General features: G+C 62.7%; 20 protein-coding genes. 12 read left to right on the forward strand and 8 right to left on the reverse strand.

Features of this window, described 5'->3' with window-relative positions; genetic code table 11:
• Positions 1 to 26: 26 nt before the first annotated feature.
• The 8 genes from KCX59_RS16120 (at position 27) to asd (ending at position 8,216) form a co-directional block, all read left to right on the forward strand.
• The gene (locus tag KCX59_RS16120) at positions 27 to 725 is read left to right on the forward strand and encodes a winged helix-turn-helix transcriptional regulator (protein ID WP_018776718.1); all 699 of its coding nucleotides are present in this window, start codon (positions 27 to 29) and stop codon (positions 723 to 725) included.
• Between the two features lie 240 nt (positions 726 to 965).
• Positions 966 to 1,937, forward strand: a complete 972-nt coding sequence (gene mshD, locus KCX59_RS16125) for a mycothiol synthase (protein ID WP_178997231.1) — start codon at positions 966 to 968, stop codon at positions 1,935 to 1,937.
• A 102-nt stretch (positions 1,938 to 2,039) separates the two neighbouring features.
• Positions 2,040 to 4,289, forward strand: a complete 2,250-nt coding sequence (locus tag KCX59_RS16130) for an RNA degradosome polyphosphate kinase (RefSeq protein WP_091469049.1) — start codon at positions 2,040 to 2,042, stop codon at positions 4,287 to 4,289.
• An 8-nt stretch (positions 4,290 to 4,297) separates the two neighbouring features.
• Positions 4,298 to 5,266, forward strand: a complete 969-nt coding sequence (locus KCX59_RS16135; protein ID WP_179019701.1) for an NUDIX hydrolase — start codon at positions 4,298 to 4,300, stop codon at positions 5,264 to 5,266.
• Positions 5,267 to 5,320: 54 nt separating this feature from the next.
• Complete coding sequence (locus tag KCX59_RS16140) at positions 5,321 to 6,124, forward strand: thymidylate synthase (protein ID WP_179019699.1); 804 nt, start codon at positions 5,321 to 5,323, stop codon at positions 6,122 to 6,124.
• Positions 6,121 to 6,738 carry a dihydrofolate reductase gene (locus KCX59_RS16145; RefSeq protein WP_178997234.1) on the forward strand — a complete coding sequence of 206 codons (618 nt, stop codon included), beginning with the start codon at positions 6,121 to 6,123 and terminating at the stop codon, positions 6,736 to 6,738. The genes KCX59_RS16140 and KCX59_RS16145 overlap by 4 nt, the downstream gene beginning before the upstream one ends.
• 2 nt (positions 6,739 to 6,740) lie before the next feature.
• Positions 6,741 to 6,965: an NF038396 family protein gene (locus tag KCX59_RS16150; protein ID WP_054809086.1), complete on the forward strand. Its 225-nt coding sequence runs from the start codon at positions 6,741 to 6,743 to the stop codon at positions 6,963 to 6,965.
• Positions 6,966 to 7,073: 108 nt separating this feature from the next.
• Positions 7,074 to 8,216, forward strand: coding sequence for an aspartate-semialdehyde dehydrogenase (gene asd / locus KCX59_RS16155; RefSeq protein ID WP_091469060.1), 1,143 nt, complete (start codon positions 7,074 to 7,076; stop codon positions 8,214 to 8,216).
• Positions 8,217 to 8,324: 108 nt separating this feature from the next.
• Here asd and KCX59_RS16160 read toward each other — a convergent pair whose 3' ends face one another.
• On the reverse strand, positions 8,325 to 9,455 hold the full coding sequence (locus KCX59_RS16160; RefSeq protein WP_178997236.1) for a winged helix DNA-binding domain-containing protein: 1,131 nt from the start codon (positions 9,453 to 9,455) through the stop codon (positions 8,325 to 8,327).
• A gap of 85 nt (positions 9,456 to 9,540) precedes the next feature.
• On the opposite strand from KCX59_RS16160, the gene KCX59_RS16165 reads away from it, so the two are divergent.
• Entirely contained in the window at positions 9,541 to 10,020 is a 480-nt protein-coding gene (locus KCX59_RS16165) for a hypothetical protein (RefSeq protein WP_179019697.1), read from the forward strand.
• Here the strand turns inward: KCX59_RS16165 and KCX59_RS16170 are convergent.
• The 7 genes from KCX59_RS16170 to KCX59_RS16200 all read right to left on the reverse strand — a co-directional run bounded on the left by KCX59_RS16170 (position 10,017) and on the right by KCX59_RS16200 (position 15,544).
• The gene (locus tag KCX59_RS16170; RefSeq protein WP_178997240.1) at positions 10,017 to 11,084 is read right to left on the reverse strand and encodes a UDP-N-acetylmuramate dehydrogenase; all 1,068 of its coding nucleotides are present in this window, start codon (positions 11,082 to 11,084) and stop codon (positions 10,017 to 10,019) included. The two genes, KCX59_RS16165 and KCX59_RS16170, sit on opposite strands and share 4 nt — an antisense overlap.
• Before the next feature lie 18 nt (positions 11,085 to 11,102).
• A complete protein-coding gene (locus tag KCX59_RS16175; RefSeq protein ID WP_256871618.1) occupies positions 11,103 to 12,389 on the reverse strand; it encodes an MFS transporter in 1,287 nt (428 codons plus the stop codon).
• A 41-nt stretch (positions 12,390 to 12,430) separates the two neighbouring features.
• On the reverse strand, positions 12,431 to 12,868 hold the full coding sequence (locus tag KCX59_RS16180) for a MaoC family dehydratase (RefSeq protein ID WP_179019693.1): 438 nt from the start codon (positions 12,866 to 12,868) through the stop codon (positions 12,431 to 12,433).
• Between the two features lie 2 nt (positions 12,869 to 12,870).
• Entirely contained in the window at positions 12,871 to 13,320 is a 450-nt protein-coding gene (locus KCX59_RS16185; RefSeq protein WP_178997244.1) for an FAS1-like dehydratase domain-containing protein, read from the reverse strand.
• 57 nt (positions 13,321 to 13,377) lie between these two features.
• Entirely contained in the window at positions 13,378 to 13,602 is a 225-nt protein-coding gene (locus tag KCX59_RS16190; RefSeq protein WP_054809088.1) for a DUF3188 domain-containing protein, read from the reverse strand.
• A 158-nt stretch (positions 13,603 to 13,760) separates the two neighbouring features.
• Positions 13,761 to 14,678, reverse strand: coding sequence for a DUF2797 domain-containing protein (locus KCX59_RS16195; RefSeq protein ID WP_179019691.1), 918 nt, complete (start codon positions 14,676 to 14,678; stop codon positions 13,761 to 13,763).
• Between the two features lie 2 nt (positions 14,679 to 14,680).
• Positions 14,681 to 15,544 carry an HpcH/HpaI aldolase/citrate lyase family protein gene (locus tag KCX59_RS16200; protein ID WP_179019690.1) on the reverse strand — a complete coding sequence of 288 codons (864 nt, stop codon included), beginning with the start codon at positions 15,542 to 15,544 and terminating at the stop codon, positions 14,681 to 14,683.
• Between the two features lie 377 nt (positions 15,545 to 15,921).
• Here KCX59_RS16200 and KCX59_RS16205 point away from each other — a divergent pair, with 377 nt between their 5' ends.
• Genes KCX59_RS16205 through KCX59_RS16215 form a run of 3 tightly spaced genes read left to right on the forward strand, consistent with a single transcriptional unit; the run spans position 15,922 to position 18,766 of the window.
• Positions 15,922 to 16,947 carry an ABC transporter substrate-binding protein gene (locus tag KCX59_RS16205; protein WP_179019688.1) on the forward strand — a complete coding sequence of 342 codons (1,026 nt, stop codon included), beginning with the start codon at positions 15,922 to 15,924 and terminating at the stop codon, positions 16,945 to 16,947.
• Positions 16,948 to 16,949: 2 nt separating this feature from the next.
• Positions 16,950 to 17,837: an ABC transporter ATP-binding protein gene (locus tag KCX59_RS16210; RefSeq protein ID WP_178997250.1), complete on the forward strand. Its 888-nt coding sequence runs from the start codon at positions 16,950 to 16,952 to the stop codon at positions 17,835 to 17,837.
• A complete protein-coding gene (locus KCX59_RS16215; RefSeq protein ID WP_179019686.1) occupies positions 17,837 to 18,766 on the forward strand; it encodes an ABC transporter permease in 930 nt (309 codons plus the stop codon). Before KCX59_RS16210 ends, KCX59_RS16215 begins: the two co-directional genes overlap by 1 nt.
• Positions 18,767 to 18,822: the final 56 nt, after the last annotated feature.

Consider the following 18,822-nt stretch of genomic DNA (forward strand, 5'->3'; position numbering starts at 1 on the left):
TGCGCGTACAGCCCATTGGAGGAACTATGTCGCACATCCTGCTCCTAACGAACAGCACCGGCTCTTCGGTGGACATTTTGCCTGCCTTGGAGTTGCTGAACCACCGCGTGCACATCCTCCCGGCAGAACCCACAGCACTACTGGAAACCGACCCCACGGATATCGTTTTCCTGGATGCCCGGAAGGATCTGGTGGGTGCCCGCTCACTGACCCAGTTGCTGAAAGCCACCGGCCTCAGTGCCCCGCTCATGTTGATCCTCACGGAGGGCGGCATGGCTGCTGTCTCCTCGGCCTGGGCAGTGGATGACATTGTGCTGGACTCCGCCGGGCCTGCGGAGGTAGAGGCCCGCATCAGGCTTGCCATGGCGCGTGCCGTCCCCGGCGAAGAGGAAACCCAGACCGAAATCCGGGCCGCCGGCGTCGTGATTGACGAGGCAAGCTATACCGCCCGAGTCAGCGGCCAGCCACTCAACCTGACATTCAAGGAGTTCGAACTCCTGAAGTACCTGGCCCAGCACCCGGGCCGCGTATTCACCCGCCAGCAATTGCTGACCGAAGTGTGGGGCTACGACTACTACGGAGGCACCAGGACAGTGGACGTCCACATCCGGCGGCTTCGGGCCAAGCTCGGCGTGGATCACGAGAACCTGATCAGTACAGTCCGCAACGTGGGCTACCGGCTCACCCTTGTCCGCCTCCCGGACGATGAGTTGTCCGAAGCCTGAGCGGCAACCCGGACAGATGAAGCAGACCAAAAAAGAGGCCAGGATCCACACGGATCCTGGCCTCTTTTTCATTTTCTGGTGGAGGACATACGGGTCGAACGTATCGAGGCCACCCCACTGGTGGATCCCCCCTGTGCTGACTCGCGGACAAACCGCAAAGCCGAACGAGATATTGAGACTACCTCCCATTTCCAGTGACATCAAATCATCAGGCTTGCACCGGACGTATAGCCTTGCATCATGAGTCACGCGCACCCGGAAAACTGGCCCGTACTGATCATTGCCGGAGCTTTGGACACTGAACTCCTCAGGGACGTCAAGACCCTCGCCGCAGCCGCCGGGGAGTCCGACGGGAATCCGCCCTTCTCCGAACAGACGTTTGTCATGCTGCGCGGTGCGGACTCGGGCGAGCATTCAGTCCTGTCCTTCGTCCTGTATGCACCGGACGAAGATTCTGATCCGGCCACCGGAGAGGATCTGGCAGGTGTCGCCGTCGTCGTTGAAAGTGAAGACGGAAGCGGTGTCCTGGAGTTGGCCGTCCACCCCAGCTACCGCAACCAGGGCGTTGCTGGAAGGCTGCTGGGCGCGCTGCAGGGCAAGCGGGGCCTCGACGGATTAAGCGCATGGTCCCACGGCAACCATGAGGCCGCCGCCGAACTGGCCACGCGGTTCGGTTACGGTCCGATGCGCGAACTGTGGAAGATGCGATTGATGTCTTCAACCGCGGCACTGCCCGACGCCGGTCTTCCGGACGGTGTTTCGCTCCGCGCCTTCGTGCCGGGCCAGGATGAGCAGGCGTGGCTGGCAGCCAATAGGGCTGCGTTCTCCCACCACCCCGAACAGGGGTCCATGACACTGGCGGACCTCGAGGCACGCAAGGCTGAGGATTGGTTCGATCCCGAAGGCTTCCTGTTGGCTGTGAACGCTGAAGGCGAGCTGCTGGGTTTCCACTGGACCAAGGTCCATCCCCGGCAAGGTCCCCACCCGGCCATCGGCGAGGTCTATGTGGTGGGCGTGACTCCAGCGGCGCAGGGTTTGGGGCTTGGCAAGGCGCTCACGGTTGCGGGCATCAAGCACCTCCAGGACCAGGACCTGCACGCCGTCATGCTCTACGTTGATGCTGACAATGAGGCAGCAGTAGCTCTATATCAGAAGCTTGGCTTTGTTCGCTGGGACACCGACGTGATGTATGGGCCTTTAACCAAAAATTAACCTGAGGGGATCAGTTGCCGGAAAGCCGGTGACATCTTGGATTCGAGCACCGCAATTGCTTGTAATGTGGGAGGAAACCCCGTCCTGAGCTTAGGAGAACCCATGCAGCCGGACCCCGTCGGCACCGCCGGATCCACCTCGAAGGGCGCAACCCTGCCCCCACGCTTCGGATCATCGGAAGTGCCGGCCTCGCGAGCCACCCAGGACCGCATCGATATTCCGGAATTCGCACCGAGCCTGGAGCCCGAAGGCGACATCTCCCCGGACCGCTTCCTGGACCGCGAGCTGAGCTGGCTGGCCTTCAACTCCCGTGTGCTGGAGCTCGCCGAAGATCCTGACCTTTTCCTGTTGGAACGTGTCGGTTTCCTGTCGATTTTTGCCTCCAACCTCGACGAGTTCTTCATGGTCCGTGTTGCCGGCCTCAAGCGGCGCATAGCCACAGGCCTGGCTGTGCCTTCACCGGCCGGGCTGAGCCCCATTGAGGTGCTGGAACAGATCAGCGAAGAGGCCCACAGGCTTCAGGAACGTCACGCCAGGGTCTTCGCTGAGCAGATCCGCCCGGCGCTGGCCTACGAACACATCCACATCATGCACTGGAATGAACTGGATGAGGATGCCCGCCACCGGATCAGCATCATGTTCCAGGAGAAGGTCTTCCCCATCCTGACGCCGCTGGCTGTGGACCCCGCACATCCCTTCCCCTACATCTCCGGCCTCTCCCTCAACCTCGCCGTGATCGTCAGCAACCCGATAAGCGACAAGGAGCTCTTCGCCCGCGTCAAGGTTCCGGACCAACTCCCCCGCCTCATTTCCGTGGACGGACCGCGCGCCGGCGCCATTCCCGGCCGCGTAGCCCGCTTCATCGCCTTGGAAGAAGTCATCGCTGTCCACTTGGACAAGCTTTTCCCCGGCATGGAAGTCCTGGAACACCACACCTTCCGCGTCACCCGCAATGAGGACCTGGAAGTAGAAGAGGACGACGCCGAGAACCTCTTGCAGGCCTTGGAGAAGGAACTCCTGCGCCGCCGGTTTGGCCCGCCGGTCCGCCTAGAGGTCACCACCGATATCAACCCGAACATCAAGGCTTTGCTGATCCGTGAGCTCGGGGTTGAAGAGTCCGAGGTCTACTCGGTTCCCGCGCCGTTGGACCTCCGGGGACTGTCAGCTATCAGCGCCATTGATCGCGCTGACCTGCACTACCCCAAGCATGTCCCGCACACGTCCCGGTACCTCAACGAGTCCGAGACTTCGAAGGCCGCCAACGTCTTTGCAGCGATGCGCCGCAGGGACATCCTGCTCCACCACCCGTATGACTCGTTCTCCACCTCCGTTCAGGCCTTCCTGGAGCAGGCTGCAGCGGATCCCAAGGTGCAGGCCATCAAGCAGACCCTGTACCGGACATCAGGTGACTCCCCCATCGTTGACGCCCTCATCGATGCCGCTGAGGCAGGCAAACAGGTCCTGGCCCTCGTGGAGATCAAGGCCCGCTTCGACGAGCAAGCCAACATTTCCTGGGCGCGAAAGCTCGAACAAGCGGGCGTTCACGTGGTATACGGCATCGTCGGCCTGAAGACCCACTGCAAATTGTCCCTGGTGGTCCGCCAGGAAGTGGACGGACTGCGGCGCTACTGCCATATCGGCACGGGCAACTACCACCCGCGCACAGCCCGCTATTACGAAGACCTTGGCTTGCTGACCGCCAACGAACAAGTGGGAGAAGACCTCTCCAAGCTGTTCAACCAGCTCTCCGGCTACGCCCCAAAGTCCACGTTCAAGAGGTTGCTCGTTGCGCCGCGATCGGTGCGGGCCGGCTTGATGGACAGGATTGAAGCCGAAATCCGCCATGCCCAGGCCGGCGCTCCCGGATTGGTACAGATCAAGGTCAACTCCATGGTGGACGAAGCCATCATCGATGCCCTCTACCGGGCCTCGCAGGCCGGCGTGAAGGTTGACGTCGTGGTGCGCGGCATCTGCTCCCTGCGCCCTGGCGTGCCGGGACTCAGCGAAAACATCAGGGTCCGTTCCGTCCTGGGTCGCTTCCTTGAACACTCACGCGTCTTTGCCTTTGGCAACGGTGGCGATCCGTTGGTGTACATCGGCTCCGCCGACATGATGCACCGCAACCTGGACCGCCGCGTAGAGGCACTGGTGCAGCTCGCCAGCAAGGAAGACACAGCGACTGTCATGGACCTGCTGCGCCGCTATGTTGACGACGGGACCGCCAGCTGGCACCTGGACGATCACGGACATTGGACCAGGCACCACTTGGACGAAGACGGCAAGCCGTTGCTGGACATGCAGTCCTGGCTCCTGGCTTCCCGTTCACGCCAGCGCGCTGCGGCCCGGCGGTAAGGACCCAGTTGAACAGCGATACCCCCGTGGCAGATCAAACAGATCACCCCGGCGAGCCGGTGGCCGTTGTAGCCGCCGGCGCGATTCCATGGCGCGTCACCAAAGGTGCCCTTGAGGTTCTCCTGATCCACCGCCCCCGTTACGACGATTGGTCATGGCCCAAAGGAAAGCTCGACGCCGGCGAAACAGTCCCCGAATGCGCCGCCCGTGAAGTGTGGGAAGAGATAGGCCTACAGGCACCACTGGGCATACCTCTTCCAGCTATTCACTACCAGGTAGCTGCCGGCTTAAAGGTGGTCCGGTACTGGGCGGTCAAGGTCAACGGAGCGCAGCTCCGGCCCGACGGCAAAGAAGTGGACAGCGTCATGTGGTGCAGCCCGGACCGGGCGGCCAGCTTCCTGAGCAACCCTACGGACGTGGAGCCGCTCGAATATCTCGAGAAGGCCCACGTCCGCGGGGAACTGGACACGTGGCCGTTGGTACTGATCCGCCATGCCAAAGCGAAGCCGCGCTCCTCATGGACAAAAGCCGAGGGCGACCGCCCCTTGGCAGCAACCGGCCAACGGCAGGCAGTGGCTGTCCAGCGCCTTTTGGAGGTGTGGAAACCGCAACGTGTTGTGACCAGCCCTTGGGCGCGTTGTGTCGCCACGATCGCCCCCTATGCCAAGGCCAGCGGAGCCAAGGTGAAACTGGTGGAAGCACTCACCGAGCACACCCACCAACGCTCCCCCAAGAAAACCGCAGCCGCTGTTGAGGCCCTGTTCGACAAGCAAGTGCCGATCGCTGTGTGTACGCATCGCCCCGCCCTGCCCACGGCGCTGAAGCAGCTTGGCCAGCACATGTCACAGGCCCTGCGGAACCTGCTGCCTTCCTCTGACCCCTACCTGTCGCCGGGTGAGGTCATTGTTTGCCAGGTAGCGAGGGGATCTGAACGGAAAGTTGTGTCAGTGGAGCAGGTCAAGCCGTTTGACGACTAAGGCGCTCGTGGACCTGCTCCGCGGGCGCCTCGCCGAACCCAGTAAGCTGGACTCGTGAGCATCCCCACCCCTTATGAAGACCTCCTGCGTGACGTCATGGCCAACGGCACGCACAAGTCGGACCGCACCGGAACCGGAACGCGCAGCGTTTTCGGCCGCCAGTTGAGGTTCGATCTCGCCGAAAGCTTCCCGCTCATCACCACCAAGCGGGTTCACTTCAAATCCGTGGCAGTAGAACTCCTGTGGTTCCTGCGCGGTGACTCGAACGTGAAGTGGATGCAGGATCAGGGCGTCTCCATCTGGGACGAATGGGCGGATGCCGACGGCGAATTAGGCCCTGTGTACGGTGTGCAGTGGCGCAGTTGGCCAACTCCCGACGGCGGGCACATCGACCAGATCTCTGAGCTGATGACCAATCTGGCGGCCAACCCCGATTCCCGGCGCCACATTGTGTCGGCTTGGAACGTGTCCGAACTCAAGGACATGGCGTTGCCGCCGTGCCATGCGTTCTTCCAGTTCTATGTGGCGGACGGCAAGTTGTCCTGCCAGCTGTACCAGCGCTCCGCGGACACGTTCCTGGGCGTCCCCTTCAACATCGCCTCCTACGCCCTGCTGACGTGCATGGTGGCGCAGCAGCTTGGACTCGAGCCCGGCGAATTCGTCTGGACCGGCGGCGATGTCCACGTCTACGACAATCACGTTGACCAGGTTGCCGAGCAGCTCAGCCGGGAGCCGTACGAGTACCCGCAGTTGAAGATCCTCCGCAAGCCGGACTCCATCTTCGATTACACGCTGGATGACTTCGAGGTTGTGGATTACCGCCACCACCCCACCATCAAGGCGCCGATCGCGGTATGAGCATGCCTACCCCTGAGACTCCATCCCAGCTTCCCGGCGTCATCTTCACCCAGGACATCGCAGCCCGCATGACGGGCATCGGACTGGTCTGGGCCCAAACCAAGTCCGGCGTGATCGGCAAGGACGGAGCCATGCCGTGGCACCTCCCCGAGGACTTGAAGCACTTCAGTCAGCTCACCACGGGGCACCCCGTCATCATGGGCCGCAAGACCTGGCTGTCCTTCCCCGAAAAGTATCGTCCACTTCCCGGCCGCACCAACATTGTGGTGACCCGCAACGCTGACTGGGCGTCCACGCCCGAGGCCCAGGGCGCCGTCGTGGTTTCATCCCTTGATGCGGCACTGCTGGAATCGCAGTTCGCGCCCGGTGGCCAGAAAGTGTGGATTATCGGCGGCGGTGAAATCTTTGAACAGTCCATGGGCATCGCTGACTTGGCCGTAGTCACCATTATTGATGCCGAACTGGAAGGCGACACCTTCGCACCGGAACTCGGTGAGGATTGGACCTTCGACGCGGTAGCCCCGTCCGAAGGCTGGCTCACTGCTAAAAACGGCACCAACTACCGGTTCACTACTTGGCGCCGGAACGCTAGCCAGGAAACCCAGGAAGACTAAGCATGCTGAAAAAACCTGAAACCTTGTTCGTGCTGGGCTATATGCTGCTGCCGCTCTTCGCCCTGATCTCTGCCATTGTGGGCCTCACCATGATCTTGGGCGGCAACAGGATTGCCGGAATTATCGTGCTGATCGTTGTCACCCAGGTCTTTACGTTTGGTGCTTTCTTTGCCCTGCGCAAGCGCAAAGCCCTCCTTCTCCAGGAACCCGACGCCGGCAGCCTCTAGCCACGCGCGTCAGCCGCCTGGTGCCGCCACAACGAGTGCCGTCGTCGTGCAGTGTGTGCGTGACGTAACCAACAGCGGCAGTTCGCTCCGAAAGTTTAGACTTGGTGAATGACTACAGCAGCTAATCCGTCCGTTGGACTGGTCGGTTGGCGTGGCATGGTCGGCTCCGTCCTGATGCAGCGCATGCAGGAAGAGAACGACTTCGCCAACATCAACCCGGTATTTTTCTCCACCTCGAACGCAGGAGGTGCCGCCCCGTCCTTTGCTGAGGGGGCCGGCAAGCTCGAGGATGCGTTCGATATTGAGACGCTGGCCAAGCTGCCGATTATTGTCACGGCCCAGGGTGGCGACTACACCAAGCAGGTCCACGGCGAACTCCGCAACCGTGGTTGGGATGGCCTGTGGATCGATGCTGCTTCCACCCTGCGCATGAACGACGACTCGATCATCGTGTTGGACCCCATCAACCGCGATGTCATCGACGCCGGCCTGTCCGGTGGGGTGAAGGACTTCATCGGCGGCAACTGCACGGTTTCCTGCATGCTGATGGGCCTCGGCGGTCTCTTCAAGAACAACCTGGTCGAGTGGGGCACCTCCATGACATACCAGGCAGCTTCAGGTGGCGGCGCCCGGCACATGCGTGAACTCCTCAACCAGTTCGGCACCCTCAACAACGAGGTCAGCAGCGAACTGGACGATCCTGCATCGGCCATCCTCGAAATCGACCACAAGGTCCTCGCTGCCCAGCGCACCGGCGTTGACGCCACCCAGTTCGGCGTGCCGCTGGCGGGCTCCCTCATTCCGTGGATCGACGCCGATCTCGGCAATGGCCAGTCCAAGGAAGAGTGGAAGGCCGGGGTGGAGACCAACAAGATCCTCGGCACCGGCAATGGCACCGCAGGCAAGGACCACATCGCCATGGACGGCCTGTGCGTCCGCATCGGCGCCATGCGTTCCCACTCCCAGGCCCTTACGCTCAAGCTGCGCGAAGACCTGTCCGTGACCGAAATCGAAAATCTCCTGGCCAAGGACAACGAATGGGCCAAGGTTGTTCCCAACACCAAGGAAGCCTCCATGGCTGACCTGACGCCCGTGGCCGCTTCCGGCACCCTGGACATCCCGGTTGGCCGTATCCGCAAGCTCGAAATGGGGCCGGAATACATCAGCGCCTTCACCGTGGGAGACCAGCTCCTGTGGGGTGCAGCCGAGCCGCTCCGCCGCATGCTCAACATTGTGACGGGCAAGCTCTAATCCTGACCGGCTTGGCACGTCGCTAACCCGCTGTTCCGTTACTGCCCAGCAACGGAACAGCGGGTTTTCGACGTCTTAGGGGTTCTGCTTGGCACTCTGCCGGCGGGTTCAGCCGGCCATGAACTTCAGGTAGGCACGGCCCTGGGCTTGGAACGAACGCTCAGCGGCCGGACCCAAGGGCCCCGTGAATGGTTCAGGCACCACACCTATGGTCTTCCCGCTCACGGTCCTTGCCCACGTTCCCACCACTTCTCCGCCTGACACCATGATTCTTTTGAAGACTCCATTCCTGCCAGGCACCACCAATTCCGCATGCTCGGGAGCCAGCACGAGGTCCCGGTCCTGATACCCGAGCAGGAATTCGTCGAACCCCGGGAGCGCCAGGAACGAGCGCGAGCCGGGAACGCCGTCGTCGAGCATTTCTGCTGTCTCCGGCGAGAGCCAGTAACTAGTGCCACCGAACTGCAGCTCAACCAGGCGGCCCTGTACCTCGTTCAGGGCTTTGCGCGCTTCCGTCAGGGGCACTTGGCTCCACCACGAAAAATCCTTGATGGTTGCGGGGCCGTGACTCTGGAAGTAGCGGAACAGCAGCTCGGCAATTCCGTCCTCGCGTCCCAGCTCCCTGGACTCCGGAATCCACTCGTCGAACGGCACGAACAGCTGCTGCACGCCCACTTTGCCGTTGGTCCCTGCCATTGGCCCTTGGACCAGCCACGCACGCTGGCAGAGGCTCCCCAGCAAGTGAATGCCACGTTGCGCCTTGGTGAGCTGGCCGGCTTCCTCGAACGCTTGGAACAACTGCTCCCGTGTGGCTCCTGGCGCACCCCCTGCTTTAAGGACCTCAGTGGTTTTGAACGCGATGTCCCGGCAATGGCTGATGTCATCGGGCGTGATGCCGAGTTCACGGTGGCGAGCTGCCAGTGAATTCATCAGTCGGTCACTGGTGATGCCCAGAATCCAGCGGAGGTCCTCGGGGGCAACCAAGTGCAGTGTCCCGCGCATGGGCCACGAACGGACCACTGTCCCGGCGTCGAGGGCGGCCCGGATATCCGACGCAACCGTGCCCGGAACACGCTGGCCTACTGCCCACAAAGCTGAGCCGAGGTCCTGCGCCTGCATGGCCGTCATCCACCGGACGGCGTCCGAAACTGTAGTGAAGCCGCTACCCAACAGGCCTTGGCTGGCGAGCCGCATCCGACCCATGACGCGCGGAGTGGGAGTGGTTCTCTCTGCAGGCATGCTTCATCCTAAAAGGACCGGCCAGCACAGGGAACCTTGCCGCGCCTCCCAGCCGTCACCCAGCAGTAGATCCTAGGATGGGTTCATGCTTTTTGGTGATCTTGCTCCGTTCGTGCGGCCGATGAGCCGGTGGTTGGCTACCGCCGGCTGGTTCTGCACGCTCGCCGGGCTCGGCGCCGGGCTGATCGTGGCGGTGGGTACCGGGGTGAGCCTCTCCCCCTCAATGCAGCTCATTCAGACGGTCAGCCTGGTGGCAACTGCGGCAGCCGCGCTACTCATGGGAACCGCTGCCGCCACCCAGCCCGTAGCCGACCGCGACGACGACGCCCCCGAACCCTGGTTCTACCCGGCAGCCGCAGCCCAGGTCCGGAGCTTCCTGCTCGGAGCGATCGTCCTGCTCCTGGGTTTAGTCGGCTTCGCCACAGCCGGACTGTTCATGCCCAGCGGCCCGTCGCCGCAAAGTATCGCGTTCAGCCAGATCTTCCTGTTGGGAGCGGTCAGCTGCGGCCTCACATTCCTGCTGCTCAATAAGGTCCTGCCGATAGCCGAACGCCGCACTCGCTAGAGGTTGACGCCGATCAGCAATGGTTCCGGGTGCAGTTCAATGCCAAAACGCTCGACGACGCCGGAACGCACCTCACGCGCGATGGCCACCATGTCCGTAGCCGTTGCTGAACCCCTGTTGGTAATGGCAAGTGTGTGCTTGGTGGACAGGGAAGCCCGCCCACCGGAGACGCTGGATTCCTCGAGACCGAAGCCTTTACCAAATCCGGCCTGATCGATGAGCCACGCAGCGGAGAGCTTCACGAGTCCGTCGTCGCCAGCGGGATACCTTGGCGCGTTCTCCGGCAGAGCTGAGGCACGCTCCGCCGGCACGATCGGGTTGGTGAAGAATGAGCCCGTGGAATAGGTGTCGCGGTCTGCTGAGTCCAGGACCATGCCCTTGGACGCGCGGAGCCGGAGGACTTCCCTGCGCACATCATTGGAGTAGGCGCGCTTACCTGCTTCGACGCCCAGCACACGGGCCAACTCGGCGTACTTGATGGGGGCACTCATCCGTCCCAGCGGCAACTGGAACTCCACGGTCAGCACCACGTAGCGGGGCGAGCCCTCAACTGTGGTCTGCTTCAGGATGGAATCGCGGTATCCGAACTTGAGCTCGGAGTTGGTGAATGTCTGCACTGCGTTGCGTTCGCGGTCCCAGGTGCGGACAGCTGCAATGGTCTGTGAAACATCGGCGCCGTAGGCTCCCACGTTCTGCACGGGGGTGGCTCCGGTCGCTCCCGGAATACCGGACAATGCTTCCAGGCCTGACCATGCGTGAAGCACCGTGTGTTCCACCAGGGCGTCCCAGTTGTGGCCTGCCTGCACTACGACGGACACGCCTCCACAGCTGTCTTCGGAGTTCACGGTGAATCCTTCGGAGGCGATTCTGAGAACGGTACCGGGGTAGCCTTCGTCGGAAATCAGGAGGTTGGAGCCACCGCCAATGATCAGGAGTTTTTCACCGGCAGCGTCGGCCGACCGGACGGCGTCGATAATTTCTGCCTCGGTGCGGGCCTCAACATAGTTGCCCGCGGGGCCGCCAACGGCAGCAGTGGTCAGTTCGGAAAGCAGCGTTTGGGTCACCAATCAAGCCTAACGGGCTTAGCTGGCGTGCGCTGACTTCGCCTTCTGTTGACCGGCCAATGGTGCCAGGAAGAAGCTGACCACCAGCAGTACCAGGGGTGCCAGCAGCGAATGCAGGATGCCGAAATGTTCGGCCAACAGCCCCAGGAGCGGAGGTCCGCACAAGAAAGCGCCGTAGCCAATGGTGGACACCACTGACACGCGGGCCGCCGCGTGCACAGGATCGTCGGCAGCGGCAGACATCCCCACGGGGAACCCGAGTGAGGCACCAAGGCCCCACACCGCCAAGGCTACAAACGCGAGCCATGGAACCGGAGCAAAAACAAACAGCGCAAGGCCCACGACGGCGGTGGCCGAGCACCAGCGCATCACCACTACACGTCCAAATCGATCCAGGATGACAGTGCCAGTGAAACGCCCGATGGTCATGAAGGTAACGAAGAGCCCATAACCGACAGCCCCAGCGGCATCGGACTGCCCGTAACCGTCAGCGAGTGCCAGTGCAACCCAGTCCCCCGCGGCTCCTTCGGCTAACGCCAAGCCGAGGACCAGGACGCCGATCAGCAAAGTCCTTCGGTCACGCCAGGCAAGGGCCACGAGCCGCTTGTTATCCAGTGGAGCGGCGGCTTTGCCGGCGTCCGTCTGAGGGCCGGCCGCGTCTCCGGAGATGATGGGCAGCGGGCCCGTGGACGGATCCTGGAAAGTGTCGGTTTCTTCGGCGCGGTACGTGTGCGTGGCTGCAGCGGTCATTTCCGCACGGAACCAGAAGGTTGCGGTAACCACGGATGACGCTACAACCACACCCGAGATCAGGAAATGCCAGAACACCGGCATATGGATGGCAGCGGCCCAGGCACCGAACCCCGCAGCGGCGACGGTTCCGAGGCTGAAAGCGCCGTGCAAGTGCGGCATGATGTGCCGCTGCAATTCGCGTTCAAGCGAGGCCCCTTCCACATTGGACGCAGTGTTCCAACTGGCCGTACCCAGACCCAGGACTACCAAGCCTGCGGCCACCACCAGTGGATTGGCTGCAATAGAGGTGCCCACACCCACGATGACAAGGCCCGCACCCACCATGCAGCTGCCGATCCTCGTGGTCAGCTTGGGACCGAGCCGCAGCACAATGAGCCCCGAGGCGGAGATCGAAATGAACGAGGCCACCGTCATGCACATGAGCAAGAGGCCGATGCCACCAGGCGTAAGATTCAGCCCGTCACGGATGGCAGGGAGGCGGGAAACCCAGGTGGCGAACGCGATACCGCTGGCCCCGTATGAAGCAAGAACGGCGGCGCGCCACCGCGACATGTCAGTCGAAGTAGCGCGCCGTTGAGTGGTGTTCGGTTGGTTCAAGAGACCTTCACAACCGCCTGCGACTTCATGAGGACCTTCTGTCCGCCCGCAACGACGGTGAGATCAATGCGTGCGGTGCGGGCATCGGCGTCGAGCGCTCCCACCACGCCGGTGACGTCGATGACAGCACCGGCCTCATCGGTCCCGGTGGTGTCGGTGACGAGGACGGGCTTGGTGAAGCGGGTCTGGTAATCGACGACGGCGGCGGGGTCGACTGCCCAGTCGCTCACCAGCTGCACTGCGGCACCCATGGTGAACATGCCGTGCGCGATGACACCCGGCAGTTCCACGGAGGTTGCGAACGATTCGTTCCAGTGGATGGGGTTGAAGTCGCCCGATGCTCCGGCGTACTTGACCAGGTCCTGACGGGTGACGTCAATGCTGCGGGTGCCGATTTCCTGGCCGACCGTCAGTTCTTCGAATATTGGGCTCATGGTTACTGTCCCTCTCCGCGGACCAGGATGGACGAGGTTGTGGTGGCGACCTTTTCGCCGGCTTCGGTGGAAATCTCGGAGCGGGTGGTGATCATCGCTCCCCCGCCCATGGCCCGGACGCCGTCAACATGCAATTCGGCAACAAGGCGGTCGCCGGCAACGATGGCTCGGTGGTGCGTGAAACGCTGGTCGGCGTGGACCACACGGGAAAAGTCGATGCCCGACTCCGGGTCCTGGACCAACTGGGCGTCAGCACGCTGGGCGACGATGATGGCGAAAGTCGGCGGGGCTACGAGGTCGCTGTGGCCCAGGGCCTTGGCTGCCTCAACATCAAAATGCGCCGGGTTGCCGGCTTTTACAGCCTTTGCGAACTCGCGGATCTTTTCACGGCCGACGTCATATACCTCTGCGGCAGGGTAGCTTCGGCCCTGCAAGTCCGGATTGATACTCATGCTCCAACCCTATCGGCCCCGGGAGCCCGGACGCAGCGCGTTGCTTGGGTGAAGAGGTTACTTCTTGTAGCTCTTGCGGATCTTCTGGCCCCGAACCACCAGTCCGGCGACGTGGAGCACCAGGCCAACGCCAATGACGGGCAACGAAGCAATGGCCAGACCTTGGTTGCCGGAGGTATTCCCCACGATGGACAGGATGAGCCCGACGGCGATCAGCCCCATGGCGCTGAAAACCAGCACTTTGTAAGACGTAGAGGCCGTAGCCCAAAATTGTTCCAGCACCGTCCAAGTCTACGGGGTGCGTTGCGAGGCCTACTCTGCACCCTAAAACCCAGAAATACCCCGCAAAGCGGGCCTCACAACGAAAAAGGGGGGCGTTGCGAGGCCTACTCTGCACCCCAAAACCACGAAATACCCCGCAAAGCGGGCCTCACAACGAATTAGAACAAGGAGTCCTGCAGCGCCGGGATTTCCGTGGTGTGCGGGCCGAACTCGATCTTGCGGCCCTTCAAAGCACCCAGGTCCGCCACAAAACTGCCCTCTACCTCGTTACCCGAAGCATCCGGGAGGCCCGCCAAGGCGATCGCCCCCGATAGGGAGCGGATCCGCAAACCGTGCCCGCCGCCGTCGAAGGTTGCCGGGTAGGCGTGGCGACGGACCCCTTCGGCAGCAGCACAGAGCCGCTCCGCAAAGGCGGGCCGCTCCCACTCTTCCTCCACGACGGAATAGCCGGTCATCGCCAGACCGCCTAGAAGCTCGCGCACCCGGCCAGCGTGCTGACGGTTCAGCGTCAAAAGCTCGACGCCGGCACGCGGCTCCACGAGGCCCGCTGCCTTGGAAGCAGAGCGGACTTGCTGGACGAGGCCAAGCTCGCGCGTCACCAAGTCCTCGAGAACACGAACGACGCGGCCGTCATCGGTGTGCGCCACATAGGAAGCGTGGACAGCGCCCTGTTCGGCGAGCCGGTTCCACTTGCGCGGAGCAGAGGCCGTACCCACTTTGCTGGCACCGTTGGCGAACGTAGCCACATAAAGCCAGTGCGGTTGCATCAGGTAGGCACGGAGGCCGGTGGGAACGGCCGTGCCGCGGTGGAAGTCGTGCATCAGCCGGGAGTCGTCCCGCGCGAAGCAGGCTCCGCATTGCTTCCCACGCTCGGCTGGAGAACCGCTGCGGCACGGGACATGCGTCCGATCCCCGGGGCCGTGGACTTTGGTGTGGCCAAGGCACCACAATCCGGGGATTACGCGAAGGCCCAGGGCTGAACCCTGGACCAACGCAACGTCACTGAACTCCGCGTCCGGCGTGAACATTCGCAGCGAAGGGGACGTAGTGTCCCAAGCGACCCCGTGGACAAGCATGTTTACAGGGAAGGCTGGACTCCGAAGGCCACTGCGAGCTTCATGATCTTCTCAGCACGGCCCAGGCGCGGGAGGTCGGAACCATCGCGGATGACGCGGCCGTTGGCCTCGACGTCGTTCATGAAGTCCGTGGCCCAGGCGACGTCCGAAGGCGTGGGGCTGATGACCTCGTTGATCACAGTGGTCTGGTCGATGGCCAGGCAGAGCTTGCCGGTCATGCCCATGGTCACGGTGATGCCGGTCTGCTCACGCAGGATGGGGTGGTTGGTGCCGACAGTGGGGCCGTCAATGGGGCCCGGCAGGTTACCAACGCGGCTGGCAACGACGAGCTTTGCGCGCGGGTAGGCCATGGCCTCCGGGGTGGCCGCCATGCCGGTGTCGCGGCGGAAGTCGCCGGAACCGAAGGCAAGCCGGAAAGCACCCTGTGCACGGGCGATGTGGTTTGCTTCCTCGATGCCGAGGGCGGACTCAACCAGTGCGACTACGGGAGTCTTGCCGTCCATGCGGTGGTAGGACTCTGTGACCTGGTCAGCGGACTCGGTCTTGGCGAGCATGACGCCGAGCAGGCCCGGGGTGCCACGCAATCCAGCAAGGTCGTCGGCCCAGAACGGGCTGGTCGCGTCATTGATGCGGACCCACGCCTTGCCGCCGGAGGTCAGCCAGTTGACCACGTTCTCGCGGGCAATGTCCTTCTGGGAAGGATCAACGGCGTCTTCGATGTCAAGGATGATGGCGTCTGCCCGTGAACCCGCGGATTCGTCAAAAAGCTCCGTCTTCATGGCATTCACAAGGAGCCATGAACGGGCAATGTCGGCGGGAATATTGCGGGTAGGCCGAACTGATTCGGCGGCGATGCTAGACGTCATGTATCTACCGTATCCGTCCGGCACCCCGCACAGCGAAGAATTCCGCCCGGTTGTGAGGATCAATACGAACTAAACCCCATATGACTGTGGGGTCCCGCAGTATGAACGCCCGACGGCGTGACGCGCCAGTCATATCCGGCCCACCTGTCGCTGTTGTTCACAGGGCTCAACACGGCGTCTTTGTGTCCCAGGGTTGCCGGGAATGGCCCCGGATTTCGTTCCATTTCGGGCTGTTTCGCAGGGTTTCCGGGAGTTACCGCCGCACTTCCCAGTCGGCGTCGGGATGGGTTTACATCGTTCCCAAGCCGTTGCAAGGCTCCCAAGCACTTGCCTAAGCCGGCCACCCAACAGATCACAAACCATCGAAAGTAGCTCCCATGAAACTGCACCTGCCCCTGCTGAGCGTCGCGGCCGCCGTCGTACTAGCGCTGACGGTGTCCGGCTGCGGCGGTGCAGCCGAAGCCGGGCAAGGCGCTCAAGCCGGCAACGAAATCACGGAACTCCGGTACCAGGGCTGGGCCAACCAAGTCACCTTCCCGGAATTGGCGGAAGACCTTGGATACCTGGGTGACGTCAAGCTGAAGTGGGTGGGAAACACCACCAGCGGCCCCCAGGACATCCAGTCAGCGGCCACAAACCAGACCGATTTTGGTGGCGCGTTCACCGGCGCCGTCACCAAACTCATCGAAGCCGGGGCGCCCGTGAAAGGCGTCATCAACTACTACGGCGCCGACGAGAAGAACTTCAGCGGCTACTACGTGAAAGCGGACAGCGCCATCAAGGAACCGCGGGACCTGATCGGCAAGAAGATCGCCGTCAACACACTCGGCGCCCACCATGAGGCCGTCATCAACACGTACCTGACCAAGAACGGGCTCAGCCAGGACGAGATCAAGCAAGTCCAGCTGGTACCCCTCGCGCCGAATGACACCGAAGAAGCCATCCGCCGCGGACAAGTGGACGTGGGAACCTTGGGCGGCGTCCTGCAGGACCGGGCCATCGAGGCCGGTGGGTTGAGGTCCCTGTTCAACGACTACGAGCTGTTCGGCACGTTCGCCGGCGGGCAGATTGTGCTCCGCAACGACTTCATCGAGAAGAACCCCACCACTACCCGGACCTTCACCTCGGCCATCGCGAAAGCTCTCAAGTGGGCCACTGAAACGCCCCGCGATGAGGTCATTGCCCGCTACACCAAGATCATCGAGAGCCGTGGCCGCAACGAGAGCACAGCCAACCTGAAGTTCTGGAAGAGCCCCGGCGTTCCGGAAAACGGTGTGGTCAAGGATGAGGACTTCACCCGCTGGGAGGCCTGGCTGAACTCGTCTGGAATCGTCAAGGACAAGCTCACGCCGTCCAAGTACTACACGAACGAGTTCAACGAGCTCGCTGCAGCGAAAGGATAGCCATGACCGCCAAAATCAGCCTCCGGAACGTCACCAAGGAATTCACGGTCCGGGCCACCAAAACCACAAGCGCCACCCGCCTCACCGCTATAGATTCTTTGAGCCTGGACGTCCGCGACGGCGAGTTCCTCACCTTGGTAGGGCCCAGCGGCTCGGGCAAGACCACGCTCCTGGACCTCCTGGCCGGGCTCTCCACCCCGACTTCCGGTGAAGTCCTGGTGGATGGCAAGGCCGTCACAGGGCCGGGCAAGGACCGCGCCGTGGTGTTCCAGCAGTATGCGTTGTTCCCGTGGCGGACGGCGTCGGCCAACGTCTCCATCGGGCTCGAAGGTGCGGGTCCGGATGGCAAGAAGCTGAATCGCCGCGAACGCGCCGCGAAAGCCAGCGAATACCTGGCACTGGTGGGGCTCGCGGGCTTCGAGGACCGCTACCCCCACGAACTCTCCGGCGGTATGAAGCAGCGTGTTGCCATCGCCCGAAGCCTGGCCTACGAGCCGGATGTGCTGCTGATGGACGAGCCGTTCGCAGCCTTGGACGCCCAGACCCGCGAGCAGCTTCAGGATGAGCTCCTCAGGATCTGGAAGGCCACCGGCAAGACCATCGTCTTCATCACGCACGGCATCGATGAAGCTGTGTACCTCGGCGAGCGCGTTGCTGTGCTGAGCGCCCGCCCCGGCCGGCTCAAGGAAATCGTGGACATCAACATCCCGGACCGCGACGGCGACGAGGACATCCGTTCCAACCACGCCTTTGTGGAGCACCGCCACCAGGTGTGGACTCTTCTGCACGACGAAGTCCGCCGGGCCCAGGACGCCGGCCACCGCAAGATCCTGCCGGACGGCAGCGCACCGGACGAACCGGCAACCATCACCGAAAGGAGCGCCGCCTGATGACCACTACACTCACTCAAGCCGAAACTGCCGCCACAGCGCCCAAGGCGAGTACCGCGACTGACCCAAGTGCCGCCGTCGAACGTTCCGTTACTCAGGTGGCAACTGAAGAGCGTACGACGCCGGCACCCGGCATAGCGCGACGCGTCGCCGGAGCCGTGGGGTCGGGTCTGTGGAAGTCCGCAGCGGTCTTGGCTTTCCTGGCACTGTGGGAGCTTGGACCTACCTATTTGGCGAGCCCGTCCACCCGGGTGTTCCTCCCGCCGCTGCACGAAGTGCTGCTGGCCTGGGGCAAGCTCTTCGAAGCAGGCACCATCCAAGGCCATATCGCGGCCAGCCTCACCCGGTCCGTGGCCGGCTTCGGCGCGGCATTGGTGGCGGGTGTCTCGCTGGGCTTGCTCATCGCTTGGTACGGACGCCTGAACTCGGTGCTGAACCCGCTGCTGGAGCTTTTCCGCAACACAGCCGCGCTGGCTCTTCTTCCCGTGTTCACGCTGCTGCTGGGCATTGGAGAAGAATCCAAGATCAGCATCGTGGCGTACGCTGCGTTCTTCCCGGTTCTCCTCAACACCATTGCCGGTGTGAAGACCGTGGACCCGCTCCTGATCAGGGCCGCCCGCTCCTTGGGACTCAACAGCTTCAGGCTCTTCCAGAAGGTCATTCTCCCGTCGGCTGTACCAACGATCTTCACGGGCATTCGCATGGCCGGCACCGCCTCCATCCTGGTGCTGATCGCCGCTGAAATGGTGGGAGCCAAGGCTGGGCTTGGTTACTTGATCGTGAATGCGCAGAGCAGCTTCCTCATCCCGGATATGTACGCGGGCATCCTCACAGTGTCCTTGCTGGGGCTCGGCGTGAACTTCCTGCTGGTTGCCCTTGAAAAGCACTTCTCCCGCTGGCGGACCGCTGTTGGCGCTGCCGCTTCCTGACCCACCCCGCGGCATCTGCCGCAACCATCACAACAAGATCCATCTCAACAAGTAAG

It is taken from the genome of Paenarthrobacter nitroguajacolicus (genome assembly GCF_051027655.1).
In the GTDB taxonomy this organism is placed as follows: domain Bacteria; phylum Actinomycetota; class Actinomycetes; order Actinomycetales; family Micrococcaceae; genus Arthrobacter; species Arthrobacter nitroguajacolicus.

What these genes read in the sequence shown, in the direction of transcription:
- KCX59_RS16160 (WP_178997236.1), bottom strand. Translation starts at nt 9,455, where the DNA reads ATGCCTGCAGAGAGAACCACTCCCACTCCGCGCGTCATGGGTCGGATG.
- KCX59_RS16175 (WP_256871618.1), bottom strand. Translation starts at nt 12,389, where the DNA reads ATGTCGCGGTGGCGCGCCGCCGTTCTTGCTTCATACGGGGCCAGCGGT.
- KCX59_RS16210 (WP_178997250.1), top strand. Translation starts at nt 16,950, where the DNA reads ATGACCGCCAAAATCAGCCTCCGGAACGTCACCAAGGAATTCACGGTC.
- KCX59_RS16165 (WP_179019697.1), top strand. Translation starts at nt 9,541, where the DNA reads ATGCTTTTTGGTGATCTTGCTCCGTTCGTGCGGCCGATGAGCCGGTGG.
- KCX59_RS16120 (WP_018776718.1), top strand. Translation starts at nt 27, where the DNA reads ATGTCGCACATCCTGCTCCTAACGAACAGCACCGGCTCTTCGGTGGAC.
- KCX59_RS16200 (WP_179019690.1), bottom strand. Translation starts at nt 15,544, where the DNA reads ATGACGTCTAGCATCGCCGCCGAATCAGTTCGGCCTACCCGCAATATT.
- KCX59_RS16130 (WP_091469049.1), top strand. Translation starts at nt 2,040, where the DNA reads ATGCAGCCGGACCCCGTCGGCACCGCCGGATCCACCTCGAAGGGCGCA.
- KCX59_RS16205 (WP_179019688.1), top strand. Translation starts at nt 15,922, where the DNA reads ATGAAACTGCACCTGCCCCTGCTGAGCGTCGCGGCCGCCGTCGTACTA.
- KCX59_RS16215 (WP_179019686.1), top strand. Translation starts at nt 17,837, where the DNA reads ATGACCACTACACTCACTCAAGCCGAAACTGCCGCCACAGCGCCCAAG.
- KCX59_RS16195 (WP_179019691.1), bottom strand. Translation starts at nt 14,678, where the DNA reads ATGCTTGTCCACGGGGTCGCTTGGGACACTACGTCCCCTTCGCTGCGA.
- mshD (WP_178997231.1), top strand. Translation starts at nt 966, where the DNA reads ATGAGTCACGCGCACCCGGAAAACTGGCCCGTACTGATCATTGCCGGA.
- KCX59_RS16145 (WP_178997234.1), top strand. Translation starts at nt 6,121, where the DNA reads ATGAGCATGCCTACCCCTGAGACTCCATCCCAGCTTCCCGGCGTCATC.
- asd (WP_091469060.1), top strand. Translation starts at nt 7,074, where the DNA reads ATGACTACAGCAGCTAATCCGTCCGTTGGACTGGTCGGTTGGCGTGGC.
- KCX59_RS16150 (WP_054809086.1), top strand. Translation starts at nt 6,741, where the DNA reads ATGCTGAAAAAACCTGAAACCTTGTTCGTGCTGGGCTATATGCTGCTG.
- KCX59_RS16185 (WP_178997244.1), bottom strand. Translation starts at nt 13,320, where the DNA reads ATGAGTATCAATCCGGACTTGCAGGGCCGAAGCTACCCTGCCGCAGAG.
- KCX59_RS16180 (WP_179019693.1), bottom strand. Translation starts at nt 12,868, where the DNA reads ATGAGCCCAATATTCGAAGAACTGACGGTCGGCCAGGAAATCGGCACC.